Origin of the sequence: Cecembia calidifontis, from assembly GCF_004216715.1 — a bacterium.
Classification (GTDB): Bacteria; Bacteroidota; Bacteroidia; order Cytophagales; family Cyclobacteriaceae; genus Cecembia_A; species Cecembia_A calidifontis.
This window is the reverse complement of the sequence record NZ_SGXG01000001.1, coordinates 99,446-123,693: the sequence shown is the minus strand read 5'-3', so window position 1 is coordinate 123,693 and position 24,248 is coordinate 99,446. Positions and strand designations below refer to the sequence as shown.

19 protein-coding genes are annotated in these 24,248 nt (G+C 38.8%); 14 read left to right on the top strand and 5 right to left on the bottom strand.

The window, feature by feature from the left end; translation table 11 throughout:
• Nucleotides 1-39: 39 nt before the first annotated feature.
• Entirely contained in the window at nucleotides 40-1,614 is a 1,575-nt protein-coding gene (locus BC751_RS00475; RefSeq protein ID WP_130273832.1) for a calcineurin-like phosphoesterase C-terminal domain-containing protein, read from the bottom strand.
• Between the two features lie 303 nt (nucleotides 1,615-1,917).
• Between BC751_RS00475 and BC751_RS00470 the strand changes: the two genes are divergently transcribed.
• Nucleotides 1,918-3,111 (top strand): ATP-binding protein, encoded by a 1,194-nt coding sequence (locus BC751_RS00470; RefSeq protein ID WP_130273831.1) that lies wholly within the window; start codon nucleotides 1,918-1,920, stop codon nucleotides 3,109-3,111.
• A 492-nt stretch (nucleotides 3,112-3,603) separates the two neighbouring features.
• Here the strand turns inward: BC751_RS00470 and BC751_RS21815 are convergent, their stop codons facing one another.
• Nucleotides 3,604-3,756: a hypothetical protein gene (locus tag BC751_RS21815; RefSeq protein WP_165389774.1), complete on the bottom strand. Its 153-nt coding sequence runs from the start codon at nucleotides 3,754-3,756 to the stop codon at nucleotides 3,604-3,606.
• A gap of 507 nt (nucleotides 3,757-4,263) precedes the next feature.
• Here BC751_RS21815 and BC751_RS00465 point away from each other — a divergent pair.
• Together BC751_RS00465 and BC751_RS00460 are read left to right on the top strand one after the other, a co-directional pair.
• On the top strand, nucleotides 4,264-4,659 hold the full coding sequence (locus tag BC751_RS00465; protein WP_130273830.1) for a transposase: 396 nt from the start codon (nucleotides 4,264-4,266) through the stop codon (nucleotides 4,657-4,659).
• Nucleotides 4,656-5,606: an IS3 family transposase gene (locus BC751_RS00460; RefSeq protein ID WP_242617320.1), complete on the top strand. Its 951-nt coding sequence runs from the start codon at nucleotides 4,656-4,658 to the stop codon at nucleotides 5,604-5,606. The genes BC751_RS00465 and BC751_RS00460 overlap by 4 nt, the downstream gene beginning before the upstream one ends.
• A 100-nt stretch (nucleotides 5,607-5,706) precedes the next feature.
• Here the strand turns inward: BC751_RS00460 and BC751_RS00455 are convergent, their stop codons facing one another.
• Nucleotides 5,707-8,739, bottom strand: a complete 3,033-nt coding sequence (locus BC751_RS00455; protein WP_130273829.1) for an SbcC/MukB-like Walker B domain-containing protein — start codon at nucleotides 8,737-8,739, stop codon at nucleotides 5,707-5,709.
• A 242-nt stretch (nucleotides 8,740-8,981) separates the two neighbouring features.
• Nucleotides 8,982-10,199: a metallophosphoesterase family protein gene (locus BC751_RS00450; RefSeq protein ID WP_130273828.1), complete on the bottom strand. Its 1,218-nt coding sequence runs from the start codon at nucleotides 10,197-10,199 to the stop codon at nucleotides 8,982-8,984.
• Nucleotides 10,200-10,331: 132 nt separating this feature from the next.
• Here BC751_RS00450 and BC751_RS00445 point away from each other — a divergent pair, with 132 nt between their 5' ends.
• From BC751_RS00445 to BC751_RS00430, 4 genes are all read left to right on the top strand, one after another.
• On the top strand, nucleotides 10,332-11,417 hold the full coding sequence (locus BC751_RS00445) for an IS110 family RNA-guided transposase (RefSeq protein ID WP_130273827.1): 1,086 nt from the start codon (nucleotides 10,332-10,334) through the stop codon (nucleotides 11,415-11,417).
• A gap of 777 nt (nucleotides 11,418-12,194) precedes the next feature.
• Complete coding sequence (locus tag BC751_RS00440; RefSeq protein WP_130273826.1) at nucleotides 12,195-12,488, top strand: transposase; 294 nt, start codon at nucleotides 12,195-12,197, stop codon at nucleotides 12,486-12,488.
• Nucleotides 12,485-13,321, top strand: coding sequence for an IS3 family transposase (locus BC751_RS00435; protein ID WP_130273825.1), 837 nt, complete (start codon nucleotides 12,485-12,487; stop codon nucleotides 13,319-13,321). Before BC751_RS00440 ends, BC751_RS00435 begins: the two co-directional genes overlap by 4 nt.
• A gap of 484 nt (nucleotides 13,322-13,805) precedes the next feature.
• Nucleotides 13,806-14,273 carry a hypothetical protein gene (locus BC751_RS00430; RefSeq protein WP_130273824.1) on the top strand — a complete coding sequence of 156 codons (468 nt, stop codon included), beginning with the start codon at nucleotides 13,806-13,808 and terminating at the stop codon, nucleotides 14,271-14,273.
• Nucleotides 14,274-14,484: 211 nt separating this feature from the next.
• Here BC751_RS00430 and BC751_RS00425 read toward each other — a convergent pair whose 3' ends face one another.
• Nucleotides 14,485-15,792: an IS1380 family transposase gene (locus tag BC751_RS00425; protein WP_130273823.1), complete on the bottom strand. Its 1,308-nt coding sequence runs from the start codon at nucleotides 15,790-15,792 to the stop codon at nucleotides 14,485-14,487.
• 180 nt (nucleotides 15,793-15,972) lie between these two features.
• Here BC751_RS00425 and BC751_RS00420 point away from each other — a divergent pair, with 180 nt between their 5' ends.
• The 7 genes from BC751_RS00420 to BC751_RS00390 all read left to right on the top strand — a co-directional run bounded on the left by BC751_RS00420 (nucleotide 15,973) and on the right by BC751_RS00390 (nucleotide 24,247).
• The gene (locus BC751_RS00420; protein ID WP_165389773.1) at nucleotides 15,973-16,515 is read left to right on the top strand and encodes a hypothetical protein; all 543 of its coding nucleotides are present in this window, start codon (nucleotides 15,973-15,975) and stop codon (nucleotides 16,513-16,515) included.
• A gap of 388 nt (nucleotides 16,516-16,903) precedes the next feature.
• On the top strand, nucleotides 16,904-17,104 hold the full coding sequence (locus BC751_RS00415) for a hypothetical protein (protein WP_106566595.1): 201 nt from the start codon (nucleotides 16,904-16,906) through the stop codon (nucleotides 17,102-17,104).
• 68 nt (nucleotides 17,105-17,172) lie between these two features.
• Nucleotides 17,173-18,093 carry a hypothetical protein gene (locus BC751_RS00410; protein WP_130273821.1) on the top strand — a complete coding sequence of 307 codons (921 nt, stop codon included), beginning with the start codon at nucleotides 17,173-17,175 and terminating at the stop codon, nucleotides 18,091-18,093.
• Between the two features lie 332 nt (nucleotides 18,094-18,425).
• Nucleotides 18,426-19,226, top strand: a complete 801-nt coding sequence (locus BC751_RS00405; protein ID WP_130273820.1) for a DUF4221 family protein — start codon at nucleotides 18,426-18,428, stop codon at nucleotides 19,224-19,226.
• A gap of 109 nt (nucleotides 19,227-19,335) precedes the next feature.
• Nucleotides 19,336-20,562, top strand: coding sequence for an IS4 family transposase (locus tag BC751_RS00400; RefSeq protein WP_130273774.1), 1,227 nt, complete (start codon nucleotides 19,336-19,338; stop codon nucleotides 20,560-20,562).
• An 848-nt stretch (nucleotides 20,563-21,410) separates the two neighbouring features.
• Nucleotides 21,411-22,622, top strand: coding sequence for a 6-bladed beta-propeller (locus tag BC751_RS00395; RefSeq protein WP_130273819.1), 1,212 nt, complete (start codon nucleotides 21,411-21,413; stop codon nucleotides 22,620-22,622).
• A 536-nt stretch (nucleotides 22,623-23,158) separates the two neighbouring features.
• Nucleotides 23,159-24,247 (top strand): 6-bladed beta-propeller, encoded by a 1,089-nt coding sequence (locus BC751_RS00390; RefSeq protein WP_165389772.1) that lies wholly within the window; start codon nucleotides 23,159-23,161, stop codon nucleotides 24,245-24,247.
• The last annotated feature ends 1 nt before the right edge of the window (nucleotide 24,248 follow it).

The following is a 24,248-nucleotide window of genomic DNA, read 5'->3' as shown; positions in this document are numbered from 1 at the left end:
TAAAATGTCCGGGCAGAATTTTCTGTTCGGACATTCTTTTTATGGCTGTTTGATGACTTGGAAGGAATGCTTAGCCGTATGCTTCTTTCCGAACATGTCAGTTGCCTCGACTTCAATGATGTACTCCCCCGCAGATAAATCCCCCGGCATGCTAGCTCTCCAGAGATGATCTGTTAAAGCAGGGTTGGAAGGCCTTCTACCTGGAATATATTCTTCAGTAGTGTCCCATTCCAAAATTTCCAGCCAAAAACTTGGGTCTGTTCCTTCATAGTTATACATGGTTTTCCATTCTCCTTGGTTGATTCTAAATTTAACCTCGTTCTGTGCGGTACCGGTGAAAAAATTAGCAACGATTTGCGCTGTAGTTCTCACTCCCTCGATCAAGATTTTTGGAGCGTGAATATTCAATTGGTGTTCTGAAGACTTCCCTGCTGCTTTGTATTTGGTTTGGTAGGTGTTACCATCTATCTCCAAAAACACATACCCTTTAGGAGATCCATCACGCATGGTGGAAGCGGGAGTTCCATCTGCTAATATTTTTCCACTGTACCAATCTCCGGATGGAGTACCAATATTGAAGTGGTGATGGGGTTTTACTTGATTATATCCATCTTCTTTTCCAAAAAAAGTCTGCTTCATATAATGCGTATGCGCTGAAAGAGATAGGGTATTTGAAAAGGGCGAGATAAGCTCCAAAATTTTTTCCCGATCTGCATCACGGAAACTATCTCCATTTTCTTCAAAAAGTGGGATATGCATCAATAAGACCACTAACTTGTCTTTTGGGACGAATTTTAAATTGTTTTCTACAAAAGCAAGCTGGTCCTTTCTAAGACCTCCCCAATAGCCCTGTCCATCCCTTGGATCTGGGTAAAGAATATTTTCTAAGACGATAAAATGAGCGTCTCCATGATTGAAAGCATAAGTGGCAGGACCAAAGGCAGCGGTAAAAGATTCATCACTGAATTCATCTGAACTAGCATCAAAATTCATGTCGTGATTTCCCATAACCTGATACCAAGGAACACCAACCTTACCTATGATGTCTTTATAGGCTGGGAAAAAGTCAGGTCTATCTCCTACAATGTCACCCAAAGAAGCACCAAAACTAATGCCTTTTAAACCTTCTACCTCTTTCACTATTCCTTCATAGAACCAGGCTAATTCCCTTTCATTATAAGGTTGCGGATCTCCAAAGATCAAGGCAGTAAAGGAGGACTGTTTTTCAGAAGGATATAAACCAAAATCCACCGATTTTGGTAATGGCCCAGAAGGTGGGACGCCAGGATAGTTCAGGCCAGAAGGTGATCCATTTGGCTTGTGGATATAATAAAACTGTGGGATATTGTTTTCATCATAAGGGAGATTATGGTCAGATGGTTTGATGACAAAAAGGGTTTGGTGTTCAGCAATCGGGATTTCGTACTTCCCCTTTTCATCAGTAAGCACCACCTGGATTCCATTGGAAACAGCTACACCCGGAATTCCTTTTTCCCTTCTTTCTTTTTTCCCATTTCTATTAAGGTCTTCATAAACTATGCCACTGGCTTTTTCTTGGGCAAGTGCTAAGGAGTTGAAAAACAGGACGATTAGAAGGATTTGGAGCTTTTTCATTGGGCTTTTGAATTTTTTTGTAAAATTAGAGGATTTGCTGAAATCCAGTGTTTTTAAATGGTTACGATTAAGTTAGGGATGTTGAGTGGTTTCAAGCGTATGGTAATTGGGTTAAGATTGAATACCTTGAACTATTTGAATGATAATAATAAGTATAATTTTTTCTACTTTTTGGGTCTAAAAATTATTTTATAAATGCATGTTTATCAATATTTTATGTCATAAAATGAAAAATTACTCAATAAAATGAGTAGAATTACGTAATTGAATGATTAAATTGGCAATTCATTAATTTTCAATAGTATGTCTTATCAAAGGGTAGATAAAAAAATACTTCTCAAGAGACTCAAAGATGAACCTAGGAGGTTTATACAGGTGGTATATGGTCCTAGACAGGTGGGGAAAACAACCTTGGTCCGACAGGTGATGAGGGAGCTTAAATACCCTGCGCAATTGGTAGCTGCGGATGCTGTCCCGGCAAGGGATAAGTTGTGGATTGCCCAACAATGGGAAGCAGCCAGGTTCCAACAGGCCAAGCAGGCTGACCAACCATTTTTGTTGGTGATCGATGAGGTTCAGAAAATTGATAATTGGAGTGAGCAGGTCAAGGCAGAGTGGGATAAAGACAGTGCCGATGAGCGGGATATCCGCTTGGTACTATTGGGGTCTTCGCGTCTGATGCTGCAGCAGGGGCTGACAGAGTCCTTGGCTGGAAGATTTGAGGCTACTTACTTGGGACATTGGTCTTATAGGGAAATGAAGGATGCTTTTGGTTTGACAGCTGAGGAATTTGTATGGTTTGGGGGCTATCCGGGAGCCATCACGCTAAAAGATGATGAAGACCGATGGAAAAGCTATGTCCGTGACGCATTGTTGGAAACCAGCATTTCCAAAGACATCCTGATGTTGACCCGCGTGGATAAACCTGCCCTGATGAAGCGGCTCTTTGAGTTGGGCTCTTCCTATTCGGGTCAGGTGTTGAGTTTTACCAAGATTATGGGACAATTGACTGAAGCGGGCAACACCACCACTTTGGCAAATTACCTTGGACTCCTGAATGATGCAGGACTTCTTGGTGGACTTGAGAAATACAGTCCCAATATGGTAAGGAAGCGTGCTTCAAGCCCCAAATTTCAGGTCCATAATACCGCCATCATGTCCGGGATATCCGATGAAAGTTTGGATACGCTACTGGAATCCCCCAAAATTTGGGGAAGGTGGGTAGAGTCGGCTGTGGGTGCACATTTGGTCAATCAGGTATTTAAAGACAAAAAGCTTTCACTCTATTACTGGAAGGAGGGGAATGACGAGGTGGATTTTGTTTTGGAATACAAGAAAAAAGTCATCGGGCTGGAAGTAAAATCCGGGCATACAGGGCGATTGACAGGTTTGATTGCTTTCAAAGAAAAATTCAACCCTGACAAAGCATTAGTGATAGGTTCAGGTGGGATTCCTTGGCAGGAGTTTTTACAAATGGATGTATCGGATTTATTTTAAAAAAGACAGCTCTATTGGCTGTCTTTTTTGGTTAATATTTCTTAAAAATATTAGTTTAACTTATTGATAATCAAATTATAAATTGTGCTTTTATAAATTTACTTACCATATTGAGTAAATTAACTCAATATGGTAAGTATTTTTTATTGCTCCAACCGAAGTTTATATAAAGTACAAAAATCCTCCTCGGTTTCATTGTTTGCTGCTTTGTTGAAAAACAGAAAGCCATCCCTTGCAATAAATCCCAAATAACTTTGCAAATAAACTAAATTTTGAAGTATTGTTTGTAGATCTCAGTTAATTTCAGGATTTTGAAGCATGAATTATTTAACCTCGAGAAATTTTTTTTTCCGTTTTTATTGTATTTCGTTTTGATATGGATAAAAGGCTTTACCTCTTGCTTTTTCTGATCAGCCAGATCTCGGGACTTATTTATATTAATTTTTAATTTTTGGAAATTTCCGTTTCAAATTATCCCTTTTGATCGGTCCTTCAGACCCCTGGGTTATCTGGTAATGTCAATTTGCCCAGGGCTGAGCCCTGGGCTATTACGGGACGGCCCATCAGTCCTTTGCTGAAATCTGCCTTTCTAGATTCGTCTTCTTGTCGGGCGTACCTACGGCACTTCCCCTTTTCCCATGTCATATTCCAACCCTGCAATAATTTACCGGGCCAAGATTTAGGTCATGCCTTCCGACATACCATTTTCTAATTCAACTCCTTCTGGAGTTGGGATTACCGGAAAGATCTTTTTCATGCTTCCCCGGGCTGCTGCCCCGGGCAAATAACATAAAAAGGTATTGGACGCTTTCAGCGTAAAATGTTCAACCTGTTTGGTGACGATGCCACAACCTTTTCACATCCCATTTCCTTAATGAACCCCTTAAATCCCTTAAATTCTTCATGTCTGTCTCCACTTCCAAAATCGCGCTTTCGCCTTCATATAGACCTCTCCTACGTCGAGGTGACAATGAAAAGTCTTTGAAAATAGATGGCCTGCTAAGTTTTTAAAGGTTTTTCCTAAAAGAACTCCTTAAACCTTAATGTTTCCAATCTCCGAAATCCGCCTTTCGAAATCCCACTTTACTCCGATTTCTCCCTACTTGATGTCCTTCCCTGAAATAGGTTGACCGTTTTTAACCGAGAAAAAAGATGTTAAAAACAGGAAAAAGGATTAATTCTCAGCGTAGATTTTCAGAGGAATTTAAACGTAAGTTGGTTGATGATTTTGAGAAAGGAATCATGACAGTTCAGCAAATGGAGCGACATTATGGAATTGTGAACTCAGTTATTTATCATTGGATTTATAAGTATTCGACCTATAATGAAAAAAATATCAGGATAATTGAGATGAAAGACAGTCAAACCAATAGGCTCAAAGAACTCGAAGAAAAGGTCAAAGATCTCGAGCGTACCGTTGGCCAAAAACAGATCATGATTGATTATTTGGAAAAAATGATTGATTTGGCCAAAGAAACTTACTCAATCGATATTAAAAAAAACTCCAAAACCCCACACTCTGGTGGTTCCAATCCAACAAAAGTATGATAAACCATTCGCTCAATGAACTTTATCGGACTGTTGGAGTAACCAAGCAGGCCGTTCAACAAGCCAAAAAAAGGCAGCAAGCATTCGATCTTGAAATTGCCCAACTGGTAATCCTGGCCGATGAGCTCAGGGAAGACCATCCAGGATGTGGGGTCGAAAAAATGTATTATACATTGAAACCCGAATTCATGGGAAGGGATCAATTCTGTGAAATTTTCATGGAAATGGGATATGGTATCAAAAAAATAAAAAACTACCAGAAAACCACTTACGCAGGCCTTTATTCTTATCCAAACCTTATCGAAGGTATGGCCATAAACAGACCTTTTCAGGTCATCCAAACCGATATCACTTACTTTTACCTCAATGGTGAATTCTATTATTTGGTCTTCATTATTGATGTTTATACCAGGATCATCGTGGGATATTCGGTCAACGACAACTTGCGCACAGAAGGTAATATCAAAGCTATGAAAATGGCCCTCAGTACTTTGAGATACCAGCCTTGGGGCCTGATCCACCACTCAGATAAAGGTTCCCAGTACAGTAGTAAAGAATACACCTCCTTGCTCAACAAAAACAATATCCATATCAGTATGGGAAATATCGCATGGGAAAACCCCTACGCAGAACGAATCAATGGAATCATAAAAAATGAATACCTCAAAAGGTGGATAATCAAAGATTTCAGCGACCTGAAAAGAAAAGTGGCGAAAGCTGTAGCCAACTACAACAGCATAAGACTACACAGGGGATTTAAAATGAAATACACCCCCATGGGATTTTATAAAAATATACTAAATTTAAAAGCCCAAGAAAGACCGACGGTGATTGTTTATACCGAAGGAAGAAAAAACTTCTTAGGGGCATCGAGCCCCTTCGAAGTTTGCCCAAGAGAAGAACCTCTGGCTCATGATTGCCCGATGGAAATATTTAATGAATGTTGAACCAAACGGTCAACGCTATTCAGGGAAGAACATGATTCTTGCCTCTTGTTTCTTTTCTCTCGCTTCTCGCCTCTAAACTCTCGCTTCTCACGTCTTGCCCCTAAAAAGAATACCCTACCAAACTTCCCCTCTCAGCATCCAGTTCCACCTTGGCATAGACGCCGATTTCCTGCTGCAATTCTTCCACATGGGAAATGATGCCAACTATTCGGTTCTCATGCCGCAGGGCTTTGAGGGTTTCGAAAACTATTCTCAATGAGGTTTTGTCCAGGGCACCGAAGCCTTCATCTAAAAAGAAGAAGGATTGGTCGGCCTGATTGAGCGACTTGACTTTTTCTGCCAAAGCCAATGCCAGACATAAAGAGGCCTGGAAAGTCTGTCCTCCGGAAAGGGTTTTGAGCAGACGCCTCTTGCCCCCGTTAAGGTAGTCAATCACCCAGAAGGTATTGTTGTCGTCAATGTCCAGACTCAGGCTGTTTTTGGTCAGCTTCATAAAGCGCACATTGGCGGTATGGCAGAGCTCCTTCAGGTAAATGCTGCTGACGTACTTTACAAAACCACTGCCCTTGAAGAGTTTTTCCAGTTCCTTGAGGTTGGACTCCCTGTTTTCCACCTTTGCAAATAACCCCTGTAAGTCCTTTTTTTCCTTCAATCTGGATTGGATGGTTTTGACTTCCTGTTCCAAAAGGGCCTGTGATTTTTGGATTTGGGCAAAACGTGCCTGGCTTTCCTTTAAAGCTTCCCTGCTCCTGACAAAATCCCCCTCACTGAATGTGGTCAGACCTTCTGTACTTCCCAGTTCCTGAAGTTTGTTTTTTACCAAAAGCCTCCTGTCTTCAAACTGACGGATCTCAGCATCTACTTTGTCCGCATCTAAAGAATGGTCGAATAGGGCGATCAATGCTTCTTGATCCTTAAAAACATGCTCCTTTTTTAGGTTTTCGAAGTGGGTCTCCAGCTCCTTGATTTTATGAAGGTTAGCTTCCAGGTTTTTTTCATAGCTTTTTAAGTTGGCCAGGTTGGTAGTTTCTTTGTCACGGGTTTCCTGGAGCACTTTTAGTTTTCCTTCAAGTTTAAAGGCAGTTTCCCGGATGTCCCATTCCACTTTTTCTATGGCTTGTTGAATGGCTTCCCTTGTTTTTGGATAAAAGGCTTTGCAGAATTCAGGGTCCTTGATTTCCTCTTTTTTGGACAGGATTTTGCTTCGCACCCCGACCAATTCATTTTCTGCGGCTCGGAGCCTGCTTTCTTCTTCTTCTAAAAGGCCTCTTTCTTTTTCCCATTGGGTTCTTAAACCTTTAAGTTTTTCCAGACTTTCCTCCTTTTTTCGGATAATGGTTTCGGACTCCGTAATTTTAAGCGCCAGCTCCTCTTGAGAAGGAATGCCTTGCAGGGTCAATTGTTGCCTCAACAGCTGCAGTTGGTTTTCCAATTGTTCCAACGCTTCGCTCAGTTTGTCTTTTTGGTCCCTGAAGTTGCTGAGGTGGATACTGTATTCTCTGTGCTGTTGGGATTGGGTTTGGAGGTTTTCCAAAAGTTCCTTGAGATTTTGGATGTCCTCCTGGAGCAGGGACAGGGTCTGACTTTCTTTTTCTGCCTCCAGTGGATCGGGGTGGGAGAGAGAGCCGCACAAAGGACAGGCTTTGCCTTCTTCTAAGAGATGCACATGGGCAGCAAGCCCTGCTTTTTTACCCAAGTTGTCTTTTTCCTCTTCCAATTCCTGCAATTGGTTTTTGGAAGTGGAGATTGCAGTTTCAAAGCTTTTATGTCCTTGAGGCAGAGATTGAAGGAGGGTCTGGCTTTTTTCTTCCCAACTGCTTATTTTCTTCATCAATGCAGTCAGCTCCTCTCGATTTTTGTGGATAGTACTTTCCAACTGCTGCCATTCTTTTGCTGCACTTTTCCAATCGGCAAGCAAGGTGCTATCTGCCGGGCCCTGTTTTTCCAGTGTTTTTTCCAGGTTTTGTATCTCCGAACTGATCTGCTGTAGGGCCAATCTTCTGGAACTTAAGGCGGGTTGGAGCTTATCCATGGCCTGTTCCCATTGGGAAAGGCTTATTTCCAGGTCCTTGATCTCAATGACCTTTTGAAGGTCCCGGATTTTGGCTTCCCGTGCTGATTTTTGCTCTGCTTTTTCCTTCAGTTCCTGAAGTTCTTTTTCATGATCCTGAATTTCTTTGGCATACCTGTCCCTGAATCGGCTACAGTCGATGATGCTAATCCTGTTTTTTTCAGCATCGGCCTCTTGGTCTTTCAATTGCTCCCAAACTGGTTTTAGGTAAGTTTTGGCTTTGAGGAAGTCTTTCCACTGGTTTTTCTTGGATTCGATTTCCGGTTTTTTGGCCTCCAAACTTTCCCATTCGCTTTGGAAGTTTTTCCATTCCCGGTGTTTTTCCTTCAGGATCTCCTGTTTTTTGAAAAGTTGTTCTGCTAATTCAAGGGCGTTTTTTTGCTGGAATATTTCCTCCTGGTTGGCTTTCAACAGGGTTTCCTTTTCTTTCAATAACTCCTCATGGATTTCTTCCAAGCCCTGCAACTGGGTTTCCAGGCGGATTTTTTCTTCTCTGGTGATCTTCAATAGTGTTCCTGTCTTGGCCGCTAAGTCGAAGCGTTCCAAACCAAACAGTTCCTTCATCATCTCGGCCCTTGGGCCGGGGGTAAGGTCAATGAATTCCCGGAACTTGCCCTGTGGTATGATTACCGTCTGTTTGAAATGTTCCTTTTTCATGCCTAAAATCTGCTCTGCACCTTCAGAAATGGGTTCCAGTTGCTCACCGGATTTTTTGTAGAACGTATGTTCGGCGGGTTTTACATCCTCAAAATTCTTGGGGTTTCTTTTGGCCGAGTAGCGGGCCAGGTAGGTTTGGGAATTGTTTTTGCCGGATCGGAATTCAAAAGTGATCAGCAAAGCCTCTGATTGCAAGTTGAGCATGCTGTTTTTCTCACCACGGTCGGAAAGTCGCTCAGTACTGCCATAGAGGGCTAGGAGTATGGCTTCCAAAATAGAAGATTTACCACTGCCTACGGCGCCAAAAATTCCGAATAGACCCGCAGCAGTCAACTGGGTAAAATCTATCGTTTGTTTTTCCTTGTAAGAGTATAGGCCTTCTATGTCTAGTCGGAGGGGGATCATGATTTAACTTTTAAAAATGTGGTTGATGATTTTGATAGGTTTTGGCTTTTTGAGATTGATATTAATAGATATTGAGATATTAGGATATTGTTTTACATTATTAATCGCAATTTTTCTAGAGGGTAAATTCAGGTAAGGTCATGTGCTCTTCCTGAATAAATATCTATTAATATCCAATATCAACCAATATCAATTTCTTTCAGTTGACATTCTTAATTTGATTTCTGGGTTTTCCCATTGATTTATTCCTGACTGATGACTTCTTTGAAGAGATTGAGCAATTCCGGATTGGGTTCCAGCCCCTTTTCGCTTTGGTAGTACATCTTGAATAGGCTGAGCATGTCCTTTTCCAGGTCTTCGACTTTGAGACTAAGGTTTTCCTGTCCAAGAGGATTTTTGATCTGGGGGATCAGGTTGACTATTCCGTCATGGGCTTTCACCAGGGCTTTTCTGATGGAGGCATCGATGGCACTTTCAGTGACGTAGGTCAGTTCCACAAAGCAGTAAGGATTTTCTCCTAGCCATTCCAAAGCAGATTCCAGATTGTGGAAAGTTTTTCTGTAAAGCGGTCTTCCTTTCTTAAGTGCGATGGGGCGATAGTTCACAGCTTTTCCGGGTAGGGCTTCATTCAGTACTACTTGCTTTTCCTGGTCTGCTTCGCTAAAGGAGTAGGCAAGGGGAGAGGAGGAATAGACAATTGGGCAGGGTTCTTTTGCCACAGCATGGTAGCGGTGGAGGTGGCCCAAGGCTGCATATTGGATCTGTGAAGGGATATTTTGGGTATAAAGTGCTTGTGTGCCTCCGACATGAAGGATGGGCCTTTCGGATTCGGGTTCCACCTCTAATGCTTCGCCTTCTTTCGCAAAAAAGAAATGCCCGACAAAGAGGTTGACACCCTTGTCATCACAGTATTTGTTGGCGAGTAATTGCCATTTTGTAGCCAGGAGCTGCCTGAACTCCTGTTCCCGGTCTCCTTCTCCCAGGTAGGTTTTGAGCAGGAGTTCGTTGGCATAGGGTGCCAAAAGTATTCTCACAGGAAACTCATATTTGGGAAGTTTCAGCTCAACAAATCCAGTTTCGCTCTGCAGGATTTGTATGCCATTGTCAAGCCGTCCTGTTGGTATCAGGCTGTCATATTTTGAGTAGAAGAAAATGCCCATTTCCTTTGCCAGCGGGTCGGGGGCTTCGATAAACTGGGTGGAGTCATGGTTACCTGAAATGACAATAATTGGTCGCTGCCCATTGTTGGACAGTTTTTTGAGGGTTTTGTACAGGAGTTCGACCGCTTCATGGTTGGGGTTGAAGCTGTCAAAAATATCCCCTGCAAGAAGGACGAGGTCCACGTCTTCCTTTTCAGCAATATCCACGATTTCCTGGAGGACTTCCTTTTGTTCTTCCAATCGGGAATATTCCTGAAGTCTTTTGCCTAAGTGCCAGTCTGCGGTATGGAGTATTTTCATGTTTTAAAAATAAGTGTTTTTGATGGTTTAGCCACAAAGGCACGAAGGTATTATGTTTGAAAAATAGGCATAAGCTAGATTTCATATATTAAAGGAAGAATTTCAACCTTAACCTTTAAAATAAGAACGCTTATGCCATCTACTAAAGTTAGTAAAGATTCATTTAAGGGACAATCTATCTACATTGGTATTGATTGTCACCACAAAAGTTGGAAGGTAACATTACTCACCGACAAGTTTGAACTTAAGACGATGTCAAGGGATCCGGATCCTGCATCTCTGGTAACATATCTGGAAAATCATTATCCCGGAGCTGAATATAAGGCTGTCTATGAATCAGGATTCAATGGCTTTACTGTATGTAGAAAGTTAAGAAACCTTGGTGTTGACTGTCAAGTAGTCCATGCAATGGATGTGCCTTCCAGTCATAAGGACAGGCAGCAAAAATCTGATAAATCTGATAGCAGAAAGCTGGCCCAACTTCTCCGTTCCCATGGGTTTGAAGGAATAGACGTTCCGCCAATTCACATTGAAGTGGACAGAAAGCTTCTAAGACAGCATTTTTCCGTAACAAGAATGTTGACATCTGAAAAAAACAGAGTTAAAGCGACTCTTTTTCAGTTTGGTATTGAGATTCCTGAACGGTTTAGTAGCAGTCAGTCTCGTAGCTGGTCAAAAGTATTCATTGAATGGCTAAGATCAATACCTGAAATAGAGCCGAAACTGCAAAGTAGTATCAATAACCATATTGAAACAGGTTTATTGCTCAGGAAGCAGTTGTTAGAGATAACTAAACAGCTGAGAAGCCTTTCACAAACAGAGGAATATAAAGATGACTTCAGTCTTTTGACATCAGTACCTGGCATTGGTCCACTGGGAGCTATGAAAATCCTTCTTCAGGTATATAATATGAAAAGGTTTCAGACTATGGACAAACTATGTTGCTATGTAGGGCTAATTCCCAAAATGTATGGGTCAGGAGAAAAAATGATTACTGGTAAGTTGTCAAAAAGAGGAAGAAAAGATATTAAGATCATGCTTATTGAAGCTTCGTGGGTGGCGGTCAGGAAAGATCCGGCACTTACCGCAAGATTCAATAAACTGACAGAGCGGATGAACAAAAACAAGGCAATAATCAGGATAGCTAAAAACTTATTGAATAGAATCAGACACATCCTTACCCATAAAATCGAATATGAAATTGGGGTGGTAAGCTAGAATCTGAAATAAAGTCCTAAAGGAACTAAAACCTTGAAAATTTGGAGGGGGACAAAACGTTAGCTTGCGACTGCAGCACCTGAATAGGAAGACTGTTCCGCGAAGATTGCGTCCCCATCCTCTTTAAAATGAAAGATACATTGCGGCAAGCTATAAGTTTGACCGTTGATAGGAGATTGATTAAAGAGGTTACTGAATTGAATTAGGCATTATTAAAGTTGACGATAAACTAAACTGATTCTTTTCCCTTTTAAACACAAAGATAGTTTTGACCGCCCTGTAGTAAAGGCTAAAATGAACTTCGCTTCGCTACGGCCTTGACAACAGGACTATCAAAACTGGGATTGCATTTAAGAGGAAAAAGTACCAGAATGGAATAGTTATGTGAAATTTTAGCTCATTAGCTTGCTTTTCAACATAGGAGACGCTAAGGAACGGAGTCGAAAAGTTTTATGGAATTTTGGCCACAAAGCCAGGAAGGCACAAAGAGATTTTCAATTTAAATGCTTTTTTCTTCAAGGATTGATCTTAATGTTTCTTCTTCATTGAAATCTTCGGGGAATTTAATTTTTCTTGGTTTATTGCCTTCATTGTATTTTTGGTAATGACTATTTTTCAATGATATATCTTGTTGATTAAAAAAAACTTAGTGAAAACTTGCTTTTTAATTTCGGGGGGGGGTAAATTTAGTCTGAAAAGTTAAGGTATTCCGGATATAATACTCCCCAAAATTGAGACCAGAGGTTAAGTTAAAAAAAACTGTTTAAATTTAACCTTATGAACAAGCAAACAAGACGAAAGTTTTCTCCTGAGTTCAAGGCAAAAGTAGCCCTTGAAGCAATCAAGAATCAGTTTACATTGGCTGAATTGTCCAAGAAGTTCGATGTTAGCCCTGTGATTATATCCAAGTGGAAGGGTGAGTTTTTGGATAATATGTCAGCTGTATTTGAAAAGGAGCATTCAAAGAAAAAGGAAGAAGGCCCTGCCCTTGAGCAGCTCTATGCCCAGATCGGAGAGCTAAAAGTAGAGAATGACTTTTTAAAAAAAAGCTGCAAGAAACTGGGGATATGAAAGATCGGGCGACATTGATTTGTTCTGATTATAAGGGGCTGTCTATAAGGAGACAGTGTGAAGTATTGGAGGTTCCCCGAAGCAGTCTATATTACAAACCAAAAGGGGAAAACGAGGTCAATCTGAAACTTATGGGAATCATGGACAGGCATCTTACCGATCACCCTACTGAAGGCGTTGTGTCGATGGTCTATCTGTTGACAGGACTGGGCTTCGTTGTCGGCCCAAAGCGCATCAGGAGGCTTTTCAGGCTGATGGGCAGGGAAACCCTTTACAGGAGGAAGAACCTTACCAAATCCGGTTTGCGTGAATATATCAGGCCTTATCTTCTCAGGAACTTAAAGATTGAAAGACCCAACCAAGTGTGGGTAACCGATATCACCTACATTCCGATGCAGAAGGGGTTTATGTTCCTGACCGCAGTCATGGATGTTTACAGCAGAAGGATACTGTCATGGGGTATATCCAACAGTCAGGACGCCAAATGGTGTAAGCAGGTAATCGAAGAGGCCATCAGAGAATATGGTAAGCCAGAGATAGTCAATTCCGATCAGGGAAGCCAGTACACATCAGCCTTATGGATCAATTACCTTGAAGGGCTGGATATCAAAGTATCAATGGACGGAAAGGGAAGGGCTTTGGACAATGTATATATTGAAAGGTTCTGGAAGTCGATCAAGTATGATTACATCTATCTGAACCCAAGCGAGGACGGTTATGACCTGCTCAAAGGTGTCAAAAAGTATATTGAATATTACAACCAAAAGGTCCATCATACCACCAGGGAGAAGCCCGGGGAAAGGTATTTTGGGGCAACCCAAAAAGCAGCATAAAGCAAAAGTTAGTTGTCTTATTTCCCAAGGGTCCCCTTGGGAAATAGGACAACTAAGGATATATTAACAAATAAATAAATTAACTTAGCAACTGATACTTTTGGTCCAACAAATGGGGAGTATTATAGGAAGCATTACTTTTTGGGGAATGTGATCCTGCCCTGCATAGTGTGAAAGAGGGGAATTAATATTAAGAATTATGAAAAAATTATTTGCTATTATTGGTCTTTTAGGCATGACCTTTATGGTAGTTCCCAATTCATTAGACGCCTGTCAAGCAACGCATCGATGTGGTAATGGACAAACTATCACATGTAACGGAGATAGACGATGCTCCTCAGGTCCAGGGTATGTTAACTGTTACAATAACGATGGTTCTTTCAGTTCATCGACTTGTGGCTCAATTCATTAATCAAGTGTAATCAGGATTGGATTATTCCAATCCTGAGTTTTCATTGAATTCAAAATAATTTAGAAAAATTTTATGAGAAAGGTTTTTCTTCCGATTTTAATAGGATTATTTATACTTTCCTCTTGTGGGAATAAAGAAAAAAGTGAAAAACACCAAATTGAATATTTAAATCTAACTCCTATTGGGTTTTTTGATGAATTAAAACATGATATTTTTTTAACAGAAACTAAAATTACGGCTGATTCTACTGACTTGTTTTTATCTGTAGGACATCAAGGGCTATTGATTAGGACTGACTCTTTACTAAATCTCGTATCCCTTATAAGCGGGAAAGATAAATATCCTGATTTTGAATTTCCATCCAATATGATAATAAAGGGTGATACTATTATTGTTGAAGAACTGGCCTATCAGAGGTTGTTTTTATTAGATAAAAATGATTTTGATCTTATAGATATGATTAAATTCCCTTTTTTTAGTTTAGGTATTGGAATTGATATTTCCAATAATAATAATTTCCTAAAATCCGCAGGATTTTAGTTTGGAGATTTGAATCTGCTTGTTTGTGTTCATTTTTGGTCTAGTTCGGGAATTTCTTCCCTTTGATTGAAGAGTGTTCATAGTTTTGAGACAATGGATTTTAGGTTTGAGGATAAAATGGACGGTTTTTTTCCTCAATTTTAATGGAAAAGGCATACCTCTTCCCTGTAAATCTTTATTTTTTGAGCTCCTGAGGGGTTTTTATCTGAATTTAGTTCAAAATCGGCTTGTAATCCTTACTCGTGAACAGTTTGAGCACTTCTCTTCTTCCCGTTCTTATCCACTTGGCTGAAACAGTGATAAATCTGAAGATAAACTTCTTGAGCCTGTCGGTAGGCTTAAGCCAATCAACTTTTCTGGAATACTCTCCAATGATATAGGTGTAAAAATTGGCATACATAGCCGTCATAAGCATAAAGGAGGTATTCTCTGCAAGGAACGAACAGGGCAACTTAGACCAGCCAAAGTCATTGTTGAGTACATCAAACAAGCGTTCGCTTGCACCCCGGGCGTTATAAAACCTTACAACAGCTTCATTGGACGATGTATGTTCATTGGTCAGAATAGCCCTGTAAGTAAATGCATCTCCACTAAACACATCTGCCTGCCCGTCTTTACGCCTGATTCTGGTAATGACCAGCCTGTAAGACCTGTCTTTACCGAAAGGTTTGTAGTCGGATAGGTCAGTAACTTCCATTTCCTGTACACCCAAACGTATTTTCTGCCACTTCTCAGGGGCTATACTTCCAAGGATATTATCCAGTTTGGCACATCTGTTTGCCCGTATATAAAAGCTTTCGGTATGTGCTTCCAGTGTGCGGAGAACTTCTTCCTGATAGGATGCTGAATCGGCTCTGAACCTTCCGATACGGATATTTTCATTGGTAAGCTGCCCAAACATGCGTGTAAGTGTATCAGCCTGCAAATATTTGGCCTGACTGTTGCCATTTCTGCCCTCTACGTACACAGGAATGGCCTGTGAAAATTCAGGATGTGCTATGGAAGCTACACCTGGCTGATATCCATAGACGTGTTTATATGTCTTTTTTGAATCGTACTTTTCAGTTGGAATGACGGTGTTGTCATAATCGAGGTCGTAAGCAACACCTGACTTGAGTAATCCGGTCTTACAAGCTGATTTTAACAACAAGCTGTTGAGTTTTCCATTGATATTAAATTCATGGCTTACTCCACTGGACGGATTTATAAAGAGTTCTGTATCAACAGCAAGCTCTTTGATACCTCTCAGAATTGTATCGGCACTGCATACTGAAAATGAAGGGACCTGTTCAAGTGCGTCTCTCAAGTGAACATTGATATCTTCAGTACAGTCGCCACCATTAAAGAAAATAGCCATATGATTGGCGAAAATGTCACTGTATGAAAACCCTCCCCTTAAGGCTCTAACCCCCAATTGATTATCAATGAGTTCTGGGAGACCAGAATTTTTGAAAGAGTTAAAAACAAAATTAAAACCTCCGAAAGGTGTGATTTTTTCTGTCGAATTCGTAATTTTCATACCGCTTATCTAGTTTGAGTGGTATCATCTAAATAAGTGAAAAAAAACGAGCCGGAAAAGCCTGAATTGAATAAATTCAGCCACTTTTTCGGCTTTTTTTAAATCCGCCCTGCGGATTTAAGGAATTTACTCTATTCTTTTTTTCCGGAAAAAGACAAAACCGGATTAGCTTGGATAAATTTGAGAAATGGGCATGTAAAAACTAGTAAGGATTTTATTTCTCAAAAGAATAAATTTAGAATACATGACCAAATAAAGTTAGGTTGTTTTTGTGGAAACAATTCTCTTTGGTCTTTGGGTAGGTTTCTTCCAATTTTGGAAAAAATAGATGACCAAGGGTATGTGAAATATAGTTATGATTTGTTGAAATATGAGCCCTTAAAAAGGGCATATGATTCTCTTATGGTCAAAAGAGAAAAGATGCCCGATTTTGAGTCAAGTAATATATCTCAAAACATAATTACCAGTCTGGACTGCTTTGGTAATAAAATACTGGTAGGGTTTACTGATCTTATAGGTGAAAATAGGGTGAATGTTAGACATTTACTCCTTTTTTCTTCCGATAATAACGGAATTAACCTTGAAAAAATATTAAGTTTGAGGACAGGAAATGAAGATGAGAAGTTTCATTTTCAATCCGTGAAATACAATCCAAAGACCTCACTTTTATATGCTCAAGGTTTTGAATTGAATAGGGTTTATGTTTTTAAGGTAAAACTATAGAAGGCTTTATGACTTTTATTGATATTCAATAAGCTTTGAATATTATTTTTCACTTAGGAGACAAATAGTAAGTCAAGGCTATTCAAATTCAGACTTTTTCTTGAGGTTTTACTTCTTGTTTCCAACTAATTATACCGATCATTTTTACCGATCAATTCTTCCGATGCTATTGCAGGTATTGAAGGATCCATTAAATAAATTTTTCTTGCCTGATCAGTCTAATTTTATTGGAAATGACTAATTCAAAAAAGCTTAGTGAAAACTTGCTTTTTAATTTCGGGGGGGGGTAAATTTAGTCTAAAAGTTAAGGTACTCCGGAAGCTTTACTTTTTAGGGAAGGAATCCCCGCCCTATATGGTGTGAAAGGGGGGATTAAATTTTATAAATTATGAAAAAATTAATGAGTTTATTGATGGTTCTGTTTTTGGCGATTTCAGCTCCATTTTTCGCCTTTGCCTCTGGTGGTTGCAATGTAAATGTATGCCCTGGAGGTAGGGATATGTGCTGTACAGAAAAAAAATCAATTCTGTGGGGAGCTTATGAGTGGGAAGTAACTCACTATACAAACAGGAGCATACCTACGCAATAATTTTAGATTTTAACCACAAATGGCTGTCCCTGGGTTTCAGGGACAGTCGTTATTTAATTTGATCTAATATGGTTGGTAAAATTTATGTCTTTTTGGTTTGTTTTGTGGTTTTCATTCTAGCTTGTAGCAGAAAAGAGATTGATCCAAACAATTACCCTATAAATATTCAGAATGAAGATCTTATAGTCTTAAAAGAAAGGGATTTTCTTGATACCCTTAAACTAATTAACAGTTTTGTTTTCTTTGGGGAGCCTTTGGGTTTTTCAGTTGAAAGAGGAGAGATCTATGTTTTGGAACTTTTTTCAAAGGACTTTTATCGGCTTTCAGCCAATGGCGAGATTCTTGCAAAATATCCTATTGGAAATGGGGAGGGGCCTCATGAACTTATGAATCCTATTTATTTTTCTCATCAAAATGGTCAACTGGATATTTTGGATGCGGGTAACCTTACTGTAAAAAAATATCGGTTTGAAGACCAAAGTTTTAAATGGTTGGAAAATATAAGAGTAAAAAACAGGATTAATAAATTCTTGAAAATGGATGATGATGAATACTTGTATATAACAGATGGAAAAGAAGGTATAGAATTCCGTTCATTGGATAGGAATGAAAAAACAAAAAGTCTCGAATTTATCAATGATTTATTTTTTCCCATTGAAGTTGCCGGAATGCATTACGATGGGCGGATCAAAGCTTTTGATGATAAGGTTTATTATTTTCTGATGGGAAATTCCAAATTCCTATGTTTTACGAAGGAGAATCTGGATTTTATCGGTGAAATGATTCACAAGGTACCTAGAAGAAACATTCAGACGACTGGGAATATGTCAAGGGTGGTATCTTTTGAAACAGCCGTATTCGATTTTGATGTAGACAGTAAATATATTTATCTGCTTTCGGGGGTCCCGTATAAAAACTTGGGGAAAGATTCGTTTTCCTTGGATTTATATGACGCGACTAACGGTAAGTACCTTCATTCATATCATTAGCCATTCCATTCTGAGTCAGATGAGTATTTGCCCCAAGGAATACAAGTTGATGGAGAAATGATTTATGTACAATTTGAAGAAGGCGCCTTTGCTGTATTTGAAAAACCAAAGCATTAAGTCATGAGAATACCTTTTTTTTAGTAATAGTTTATCTGATAAGTTGTGAAGGTAAATTGCCAAACTATGTTGATGTTCAGGAGGATATAAAAAAGAGAAGTTTTGATTTTGGCGCTACGGGCTTATCTTCTCATACGATTTGGCCCCCCACTTATTATAATTTTGGTGATCACCATGTGATTGTTTACAACCCTTACCGGCATGGTCTTGATACCTTGAAAAAGGGAAAAGATTTTTTTTATTTGGTGAGAGGGATTGATTTGGAAAAAGAAGGACCTGGGGCAATTAATGATTTTGAGAGCTTTTTTTCTACGGATACTCATCAAGTATTTGTTTCAAACAATGCAGTGATTACAAAAAATGAAGGATCAAATCTTGCTTATTATAATATTCCAAAGATGATTGGACCATTAGTAAGTGGGCCTTTTGTCATTGGTCGGTTAACTGATAATTTGTTTGGAAGGATTCACAGCAGTTTTGATCAAGGAAATGACCTGTTATATTTTTTTGTATTTGATGGCGCGGATAATATACTGCTTTTATGTAAGCTCGATCTAACTATTGGAGTACTTGAACTGATTCCCCATCCGGTAGATGTCCAGGAACTTAAAAAATTTCAAATTTTAATTGACGATCAAGGAACTTACATCGCCAATCAAAGGCTCCCGTACATTCATGTAATCGACCAAGAATTGATTATTTCATTCAATTATTCCGCTGACTTTTACATTTTGAACAGCAATACAGGCAAATATGAGAAAATCAGTAACAGATCAGAATTGTTTCCAAGCAGCAAAACGGTTGACGTTCGTCTTGAAAATAATCCTGATATTTTGAAAGTTATGGAAGCTATGGATGAAATTTCAGCAGATGTAGAGTTTGGGGCAATTCAAAAATTTGGTAGTGAAGGTGGGTTTTGTAGGTTAGTGAGAGGTCCAGTAATCAATCAAGACTATTCCAATGCAGACTTTTTTCTTGAGATTTTTGATTCCAAATTACTGTCGTCCGAGAACTGAGGCAATATAAAAAATAAAATCCTAGAATAGTACAAAAATCAAAGATGGGCAGCCCTTTTGGAGCTTACCCATCTTTTTCATATTGTTGTTTCGACCAAGAACCAACAACGTGACACAATTTAAGCATAAATTTTTGTCTGGGCATCCTATTATCGCTCAACTCCTCTCTCTTATTCCCAAAGAGCTATTGAATCAGGTCGTTGAGGAAGAAAACTCGGATAGGTACTACAAGAAACTCAAAACAAGTGATCACTTCATCTGCATGTTTTATGCGGTGTTGACCAGAAACAGCAGTCTTAGAGAGGTCTGCAAAAACATCGGCCTGATCATAACCAAGCTTATTCCTTTTGGAATGAAGCAGCTACCTGCCAGGAGTACCCTTTCTGATGCAAACCGTAAACGCAGTTATCGTGTTTTTGAACAACTATACAAAGGGCTGTATTCATACTATAGGGCATCTTTGGTAGGAAATTGGCTCGATATCGGTGGAGAGGTCGACCTCAGCCGTGTTGAGGTTTTTGATTCCTCAACGGTCACGCTGTTCAAGGAAATCCTCAGAGGGGCCGGACGCAATCCCCTGAACGGAAAGAAAAAAGGTGGTGCCAAGATATTTGCCAAAATGAATCTGGCAGAAGGCGTTCCCAACTTCATATGTATCCGTTCTGCGGCCACAAATGAAAATATGTTTTTAAAAGTGATGGATCTGCCTGAGCACGGGATAGCTGTTTTCGACAAAGGATATAACCGCTATTCCTGCTTTGAAAAGTGGGACAGTTCAAACAGATATTTTGTGACCAGAAAAAAAGACAATGCAAGATATGAAGTGGTCAGTGAGTTTGACTGTACGCATGCCTTGGACATCATCAAGGACCAGATTATCTCACTGAGCTACAGGGAGAAGGGAGTTTCTCGGACAGTTGAAGCCAGACTGGTGGTTTATGCTGACCCTGAAAGCGGTGAAACGCTGGAGTTTATCACCAATCTTAAGGGATTGGATGCCCTAACCATAGCTCTTCTCTATAAGAACAGGTGGGTTATCGAAGTGCTTTTCAAGCAGATCAAGCAGAATTTTGAACTCAGATATTTTTTGTCGGACAGCGAGAACGGGATCAAAATCCAGATTTGGGTGGCATTGATACTCAACCTCCTGTTTACAGTTCTACATAAGCGGATAAAAGAGGCTGAAGACTTCTCGACCATGGTCATGGTAGCCGCAAAAAATCTTTGCTCCTACGTCAGTCTTGAAAAGTTCCTACTTTTTCCTGAAGCTTACTTTAAAAGTATATTTCAAAAAGACATCCAAAATGTACAAACCCAATTATTCCTTTCCGGATAGGGGGTGCTTTTTGACTTTCAACAAAAAACACCTCTAAAACTTCATTAGAGGACTTTATTTTAAATTTCTTATTTTAGTCGGACGACAGTAATTCCAAATGCAAAAAAATCCAAGAAATCCATTTAAACAGGTTGGCGCCTGATATGAGTCCTTTTTTTATCTCATTTCCTGATGGTTTATTTATCAAATCAAAAAACCAATCCAATGAAGAAAAATTGGATTATTATTTCATTCCTTCAGATATTTTGCGGGCTGATGATTTTTGATTTTGATTAAAAAAACTTAGTGGAAACTTGTTTTTAAATATGGTGTTTAGAAATCTTAATGTGCCAAGCCAGAGCAATCTACCTCATTCTTTTTTGTATACCTCAAAAAACATCTTGATTGACGATTTTTTCTGATTCATTTACAATTTAATAAATCCATAGTTTTTTCACTTGCTTTTTAATTTCGGGGGGGGGTAAATTTAGTCTGAAAAGTTAAGGTATTCCGGAAGCATTACTTTTTAGGGAATGTGATCCTGCCCTGCATGGTGCGAAAGGGGAGAATTAAATTTCAAAAATTATGAATAAATTATTTGTAGTCTTAGGGATAATGTTGGTGTTATTATTTTTACAATTTATAGTGCCTACAACCTCTGCTCAAAGTGACCAAAATAGAACTCCACAGACGGTTTATTGCCCAGAAACTGGAACTATGGTTACTGTATGTGTTGCCCATCAATGGCATGGATGTGGAAGTGTAAGAGGTTGTGTAGGAAGAAATACTTGATAAAATATTGAAGCCTTTCGAAGATAAATTATTATTAGTTTACCTTTGAAAGGTTTCTTTCTAAAATAAGAAAAGCCATGGAAAACATAAATGATGAAAAATTGATTGTTGAGTTTCCATTAAGTTGGAAATTTAAAAAAGCATTACTATTCATAATAGTTATTGTAGCCATGCTTATGGGTTGTAAGCAAAATAAAACAGGTATCCATGAAGAGGTTCGCAACATAGATTTAGATATCAGTTATAAGGGAAAATTATCCAAATTTTATGATGATATTGATTATTTTCTAATCAAGTCCTCACCTAATTTCCCCCTAATTAACCCTTATAAAACCATTGTTACGGATGCTCATTTTTTATTTTTGGATATATTTCAGAATTTTATTTTTATTTACAATAAAAATGGTGAAATCTCTGCTATCATAAAAGATTTAGGGGAAGGGCCGGATCAATTCCGAAGCATTGATGATTTTCAGGTAAAAGAGGAGTCCATATGGATAAAAGATGCAATTGGAAGAAAAACACTTGTTTATGATTTCGCCGGAAACCTCCTTGATGTAAAGAAAAATGATTTATTGCTAAGTGATATTTTTATTGGTAATGGTTTTGAATTGTATTATTCCCACAATGATCCGGAATTTGATGGTCGAATAATAAAAAATAAAAATGGAAAATATGAAGCATATGTTTCTATGGAAACATGGATGCAAAAAACTTTAATAAAGAGCCTAACAGGATTTATTAGTCACCCTAGGACTGGTACTGTTAGTTACCTCCTTCCGATGAGCTATCAATTAGTAGAATTTGATCCAAATGGTGATTTGGAGAATATGTACCGTTTTGATTTTGGCCAATATACTTTCAAACCTGAGCAACGAGAATTGCTGACTGATTTTGAAGAAAGGTCAAGATTTTTACAATCAACATCAATTGTTGATAATATTTTTTCAATACATCCTTTTGGAGATGGCTATATGATGTATGTGATGCAACAGTCTGGAGAAAAGCACTTCATTTGGTTAGATGAAAATAAAGAGCCTATTGCCCAATATAGGGAATTAGAAAATGATATAGACGGTCTTTTATTGAATATTCCTCCTTGGACATATTCTTCTACAGGAACTTATTTTCTTTTTTATCCCGGTAAATTTCTTGAGGCTTACAATTCATCCTTAATTAAAGGACAAATAGTCCAAAACTCAAATTTGCAAAATTTTGTAGAGAAAAACATGGGTGAATTGAAAGATGAAAATTTTGTTCTTGTAAGGCTTAGTCATGGAAAAAATTGAAATTGGTTTATTTAAGGAGAAAACACTTTTAGGTGGCAAGAAGATTCTTTCCCACTAGTGTCCGAGAAACGCTTTTAAAATAAGGGTAGATTCAATTGCTTGAACCTACCCTGTTTTGTGTACTTTGTGTTTACGACAACATAAATTATACATGGGTAAAAGGACACATTTCCGCCTCGGCGGACAAGTTATTTGGACAGCCGACTTCAAATGGAGGTTATCAAAAGGCTGTCTACATTCTAATAATGGAAGTTGTACGAAAGACTATTAAAAGAAAGTGGGTATTCTACAAGACGGTGGCTTTGTTCAGGATTAATAAGATCAGTTATTTTCATCTGATCAACTTCCTCAACGATCCTGAAAAAGAGTTAAAAGAAAGCATAAAAAATCAAGGTCAAACCTCTCTGTACCCAACGTAGGGGCTTACTTTTCAATCCAATCAGAAAAAGTGCTTATGTTTTTTCAATTCAAACAATTTTCACTAATTGCCGACTTTAGTCGGATGCTAGTGGACTTAATAAATGGAAACCATGAAAATGAAATCTTTGCTAATCATACTGTCTGTTTGTTATTTTATTTTCAGTTGTAGGTCCAGCGATGAGGGGATGGAGGTAGTGAATCCTGAAAAATCATTGAACCTTTCAGATTTGAATCTTGGGATTTCCTTTGTCCCATTGGATTTCGGAATACTGGGGGGTATTGGTGAAGTTACTAAGTTTTATTTCATCGATGAATTACTTTTTGTACTTGATTCCGAATTTACCAAAGGTATCCATGTTTTTGATCTTAATGGAAATTTGATCCGTTCCATTCAGTCCATTGAAAAGCTGACCATTTGGGATTTTATTGTGGATGAATCAAACAGGGAATTGGTTTTATTTACTCTGGGGAATAAGTTTGAAAGATTTACACTTGACGGCAATTTTATTAAATCATGGAAATCGGAAATGCCCATTAGCAAGATGATGAAATTGGAGGATGATAAACTTTTTTGTGATACGGGGATGGAATCCAATGCCAGGGACAAGATTTTTAACCTGGTGATTTTGGATCCATCAAATTTTAAAATCAAAGATTTTTTACTTCCCTTGGATGAGGAACCAATACTGGCCCAGGATAGGGTTAAAAATTATGCCTTGATTAATAACTCTGATTTTCTTTTCATCCCTCCCTTTGACTCAAAGATCTACCGGGTCGAAAAAGAAGGCAGTATCGAACCCTTCTTGTACTTTGATTTCATAGACAAGTTGATGAGCATACAAGAATTTAACCGTTTTTTGGGAGATCTTCCGGGTGACGTGACGACAGGAATTGATGGATTGGTATATTCAAATGATAAATTGTTTTTCCATTACCATTCAAATGGAGTCCCTAATTTCAGATTCTTTGATCTAAAAAGTCAAAACTTATATCAGTTGGAAGCTCCAAATGATTTTCCATCATTGTTTTTTCAGTTTTTCCTTATGGGCTATGTTTTGGAAAAAAATGATGGATTGTATGCTGTTATTGATTTGGACCATTTTAGGCCATTTTTGGACCAATCCACTGTGGAAATTCCTGATGATTTGAGAAAAATGCTTGAATCAGGCATTCTTTTTTCTTTGGTAAAAATAACTGTAGGTTAAA

Bases quoted from the DNA above. Each gene is read 5' to 3' on its own strand.
- BC751_RS00465 (WP_130273830.1), top strand. From the start codon at position 4,264: ATGTTAAAAACAGGAAAAAGGATTAATTCTCAGCGTAGATTTTCAGAG.
- BC751_RS00390 (WP_165389772.1), top strand. From the start codon at position 23,159: ATGAAATCTTTGCTAATCATACTGTCTGTTTGTTATTTTATTTTCAGT.
- BC751_RS00430 (WP_130273824.1), top strand. From the start codon at position 13,806: ATGAGAAAGGTTTTTCTTCCGATTTTAATAGGATTATTTATACTTTCC.
- BC751_RS00445 (WP_130273827.1), top strand. From the start codon at position 10,332: ATGCCATCTACTAAAGTTAGTAAAGATTCATTTAAGGGACAATCTATC.
- BC751_RS00410 (WP_130273821.1), top strand. From the start codon at position 17,173: ATGGTTGGTAAAATTTATGTCTTTTTGGTTTGTTTTGTGGTTTTCATT.
- BC751_RS00395 (WP_130273819.1), top strand. From the start codon at position 21,411: ATGGAAAACATAAATGATGAAAAATTGATTGTTGAGTTTCCATTAAGT.
- BC751_RS00435 (WP_130273825.1), top strand. From the start codon at position 12,485: ATGAAAGATCGGGCGACATTGATTTGTTCTGATTATAAGGGGCTGTCT.
- BC751_RS00425 (WP_130273823.1), bottom strand. From the start codon at position 15,792: ATGAAAATTACGAATTCGACAGAAAAAATCACACCTTTCGGAGGTTTT.
- BC751_RS21815 (WP_165389774.1), bottom strand. From the start codon at position 3,756: ATGACATGGGAAAAGGGGAAGTGCCGTAGGTACGCCCGACAAGAAGAC.
- BC751_RS00455 (WP_130273829.1), bottom strand. From the start codon at position 8,739: ATGATCCCCCTCCGACTAGACATAGAAGGCCTATACTCTTACAAGGAA.
- BC751_RS00440 (WP_130273826.1), top strand. From the start codon at position 12,195: ATGAACAAGCAAACAAGACGAAAGTTTTCTCCTGAGTTCAAGGCAAAA.
- BC751_RS00450 (WP_130273828.1), bottom strand. From the start codon at position 10,199: ATGAAAATACTCCATACCGCAGACTGGCACTTAGGCAAAAGACTTCAG.
- BC751_RS00470 (WP_130273831.1), top strand. From the start codon at position 1,918: ATGTCTTATCAAAGGGTAGATAAAAAAATACTTCTCAAGAGACTCAAA.
- BC751_RS00460 (WP_242617320.1), top strand. From the start codon at position 4,656: ATGATAAACCATTCGCTCAATGAACTTTATCGGACTGTTGGAGTAACC.
- BC751_RS00415 (WP_106566595.1), top strand. From the start codon at position 16,904: ATGAAAAAATTAATGAGTTTATTGATGGTTCTGTTTTTGGCGATTTCA.
- BC751_RS00475 (WP_130273832.1), bottom strand. From the start codon at position 1,614: ATGAAAAAGCTCCAAATCCTTCTAATCGTCCTGTTTTTCAACTCCTTA.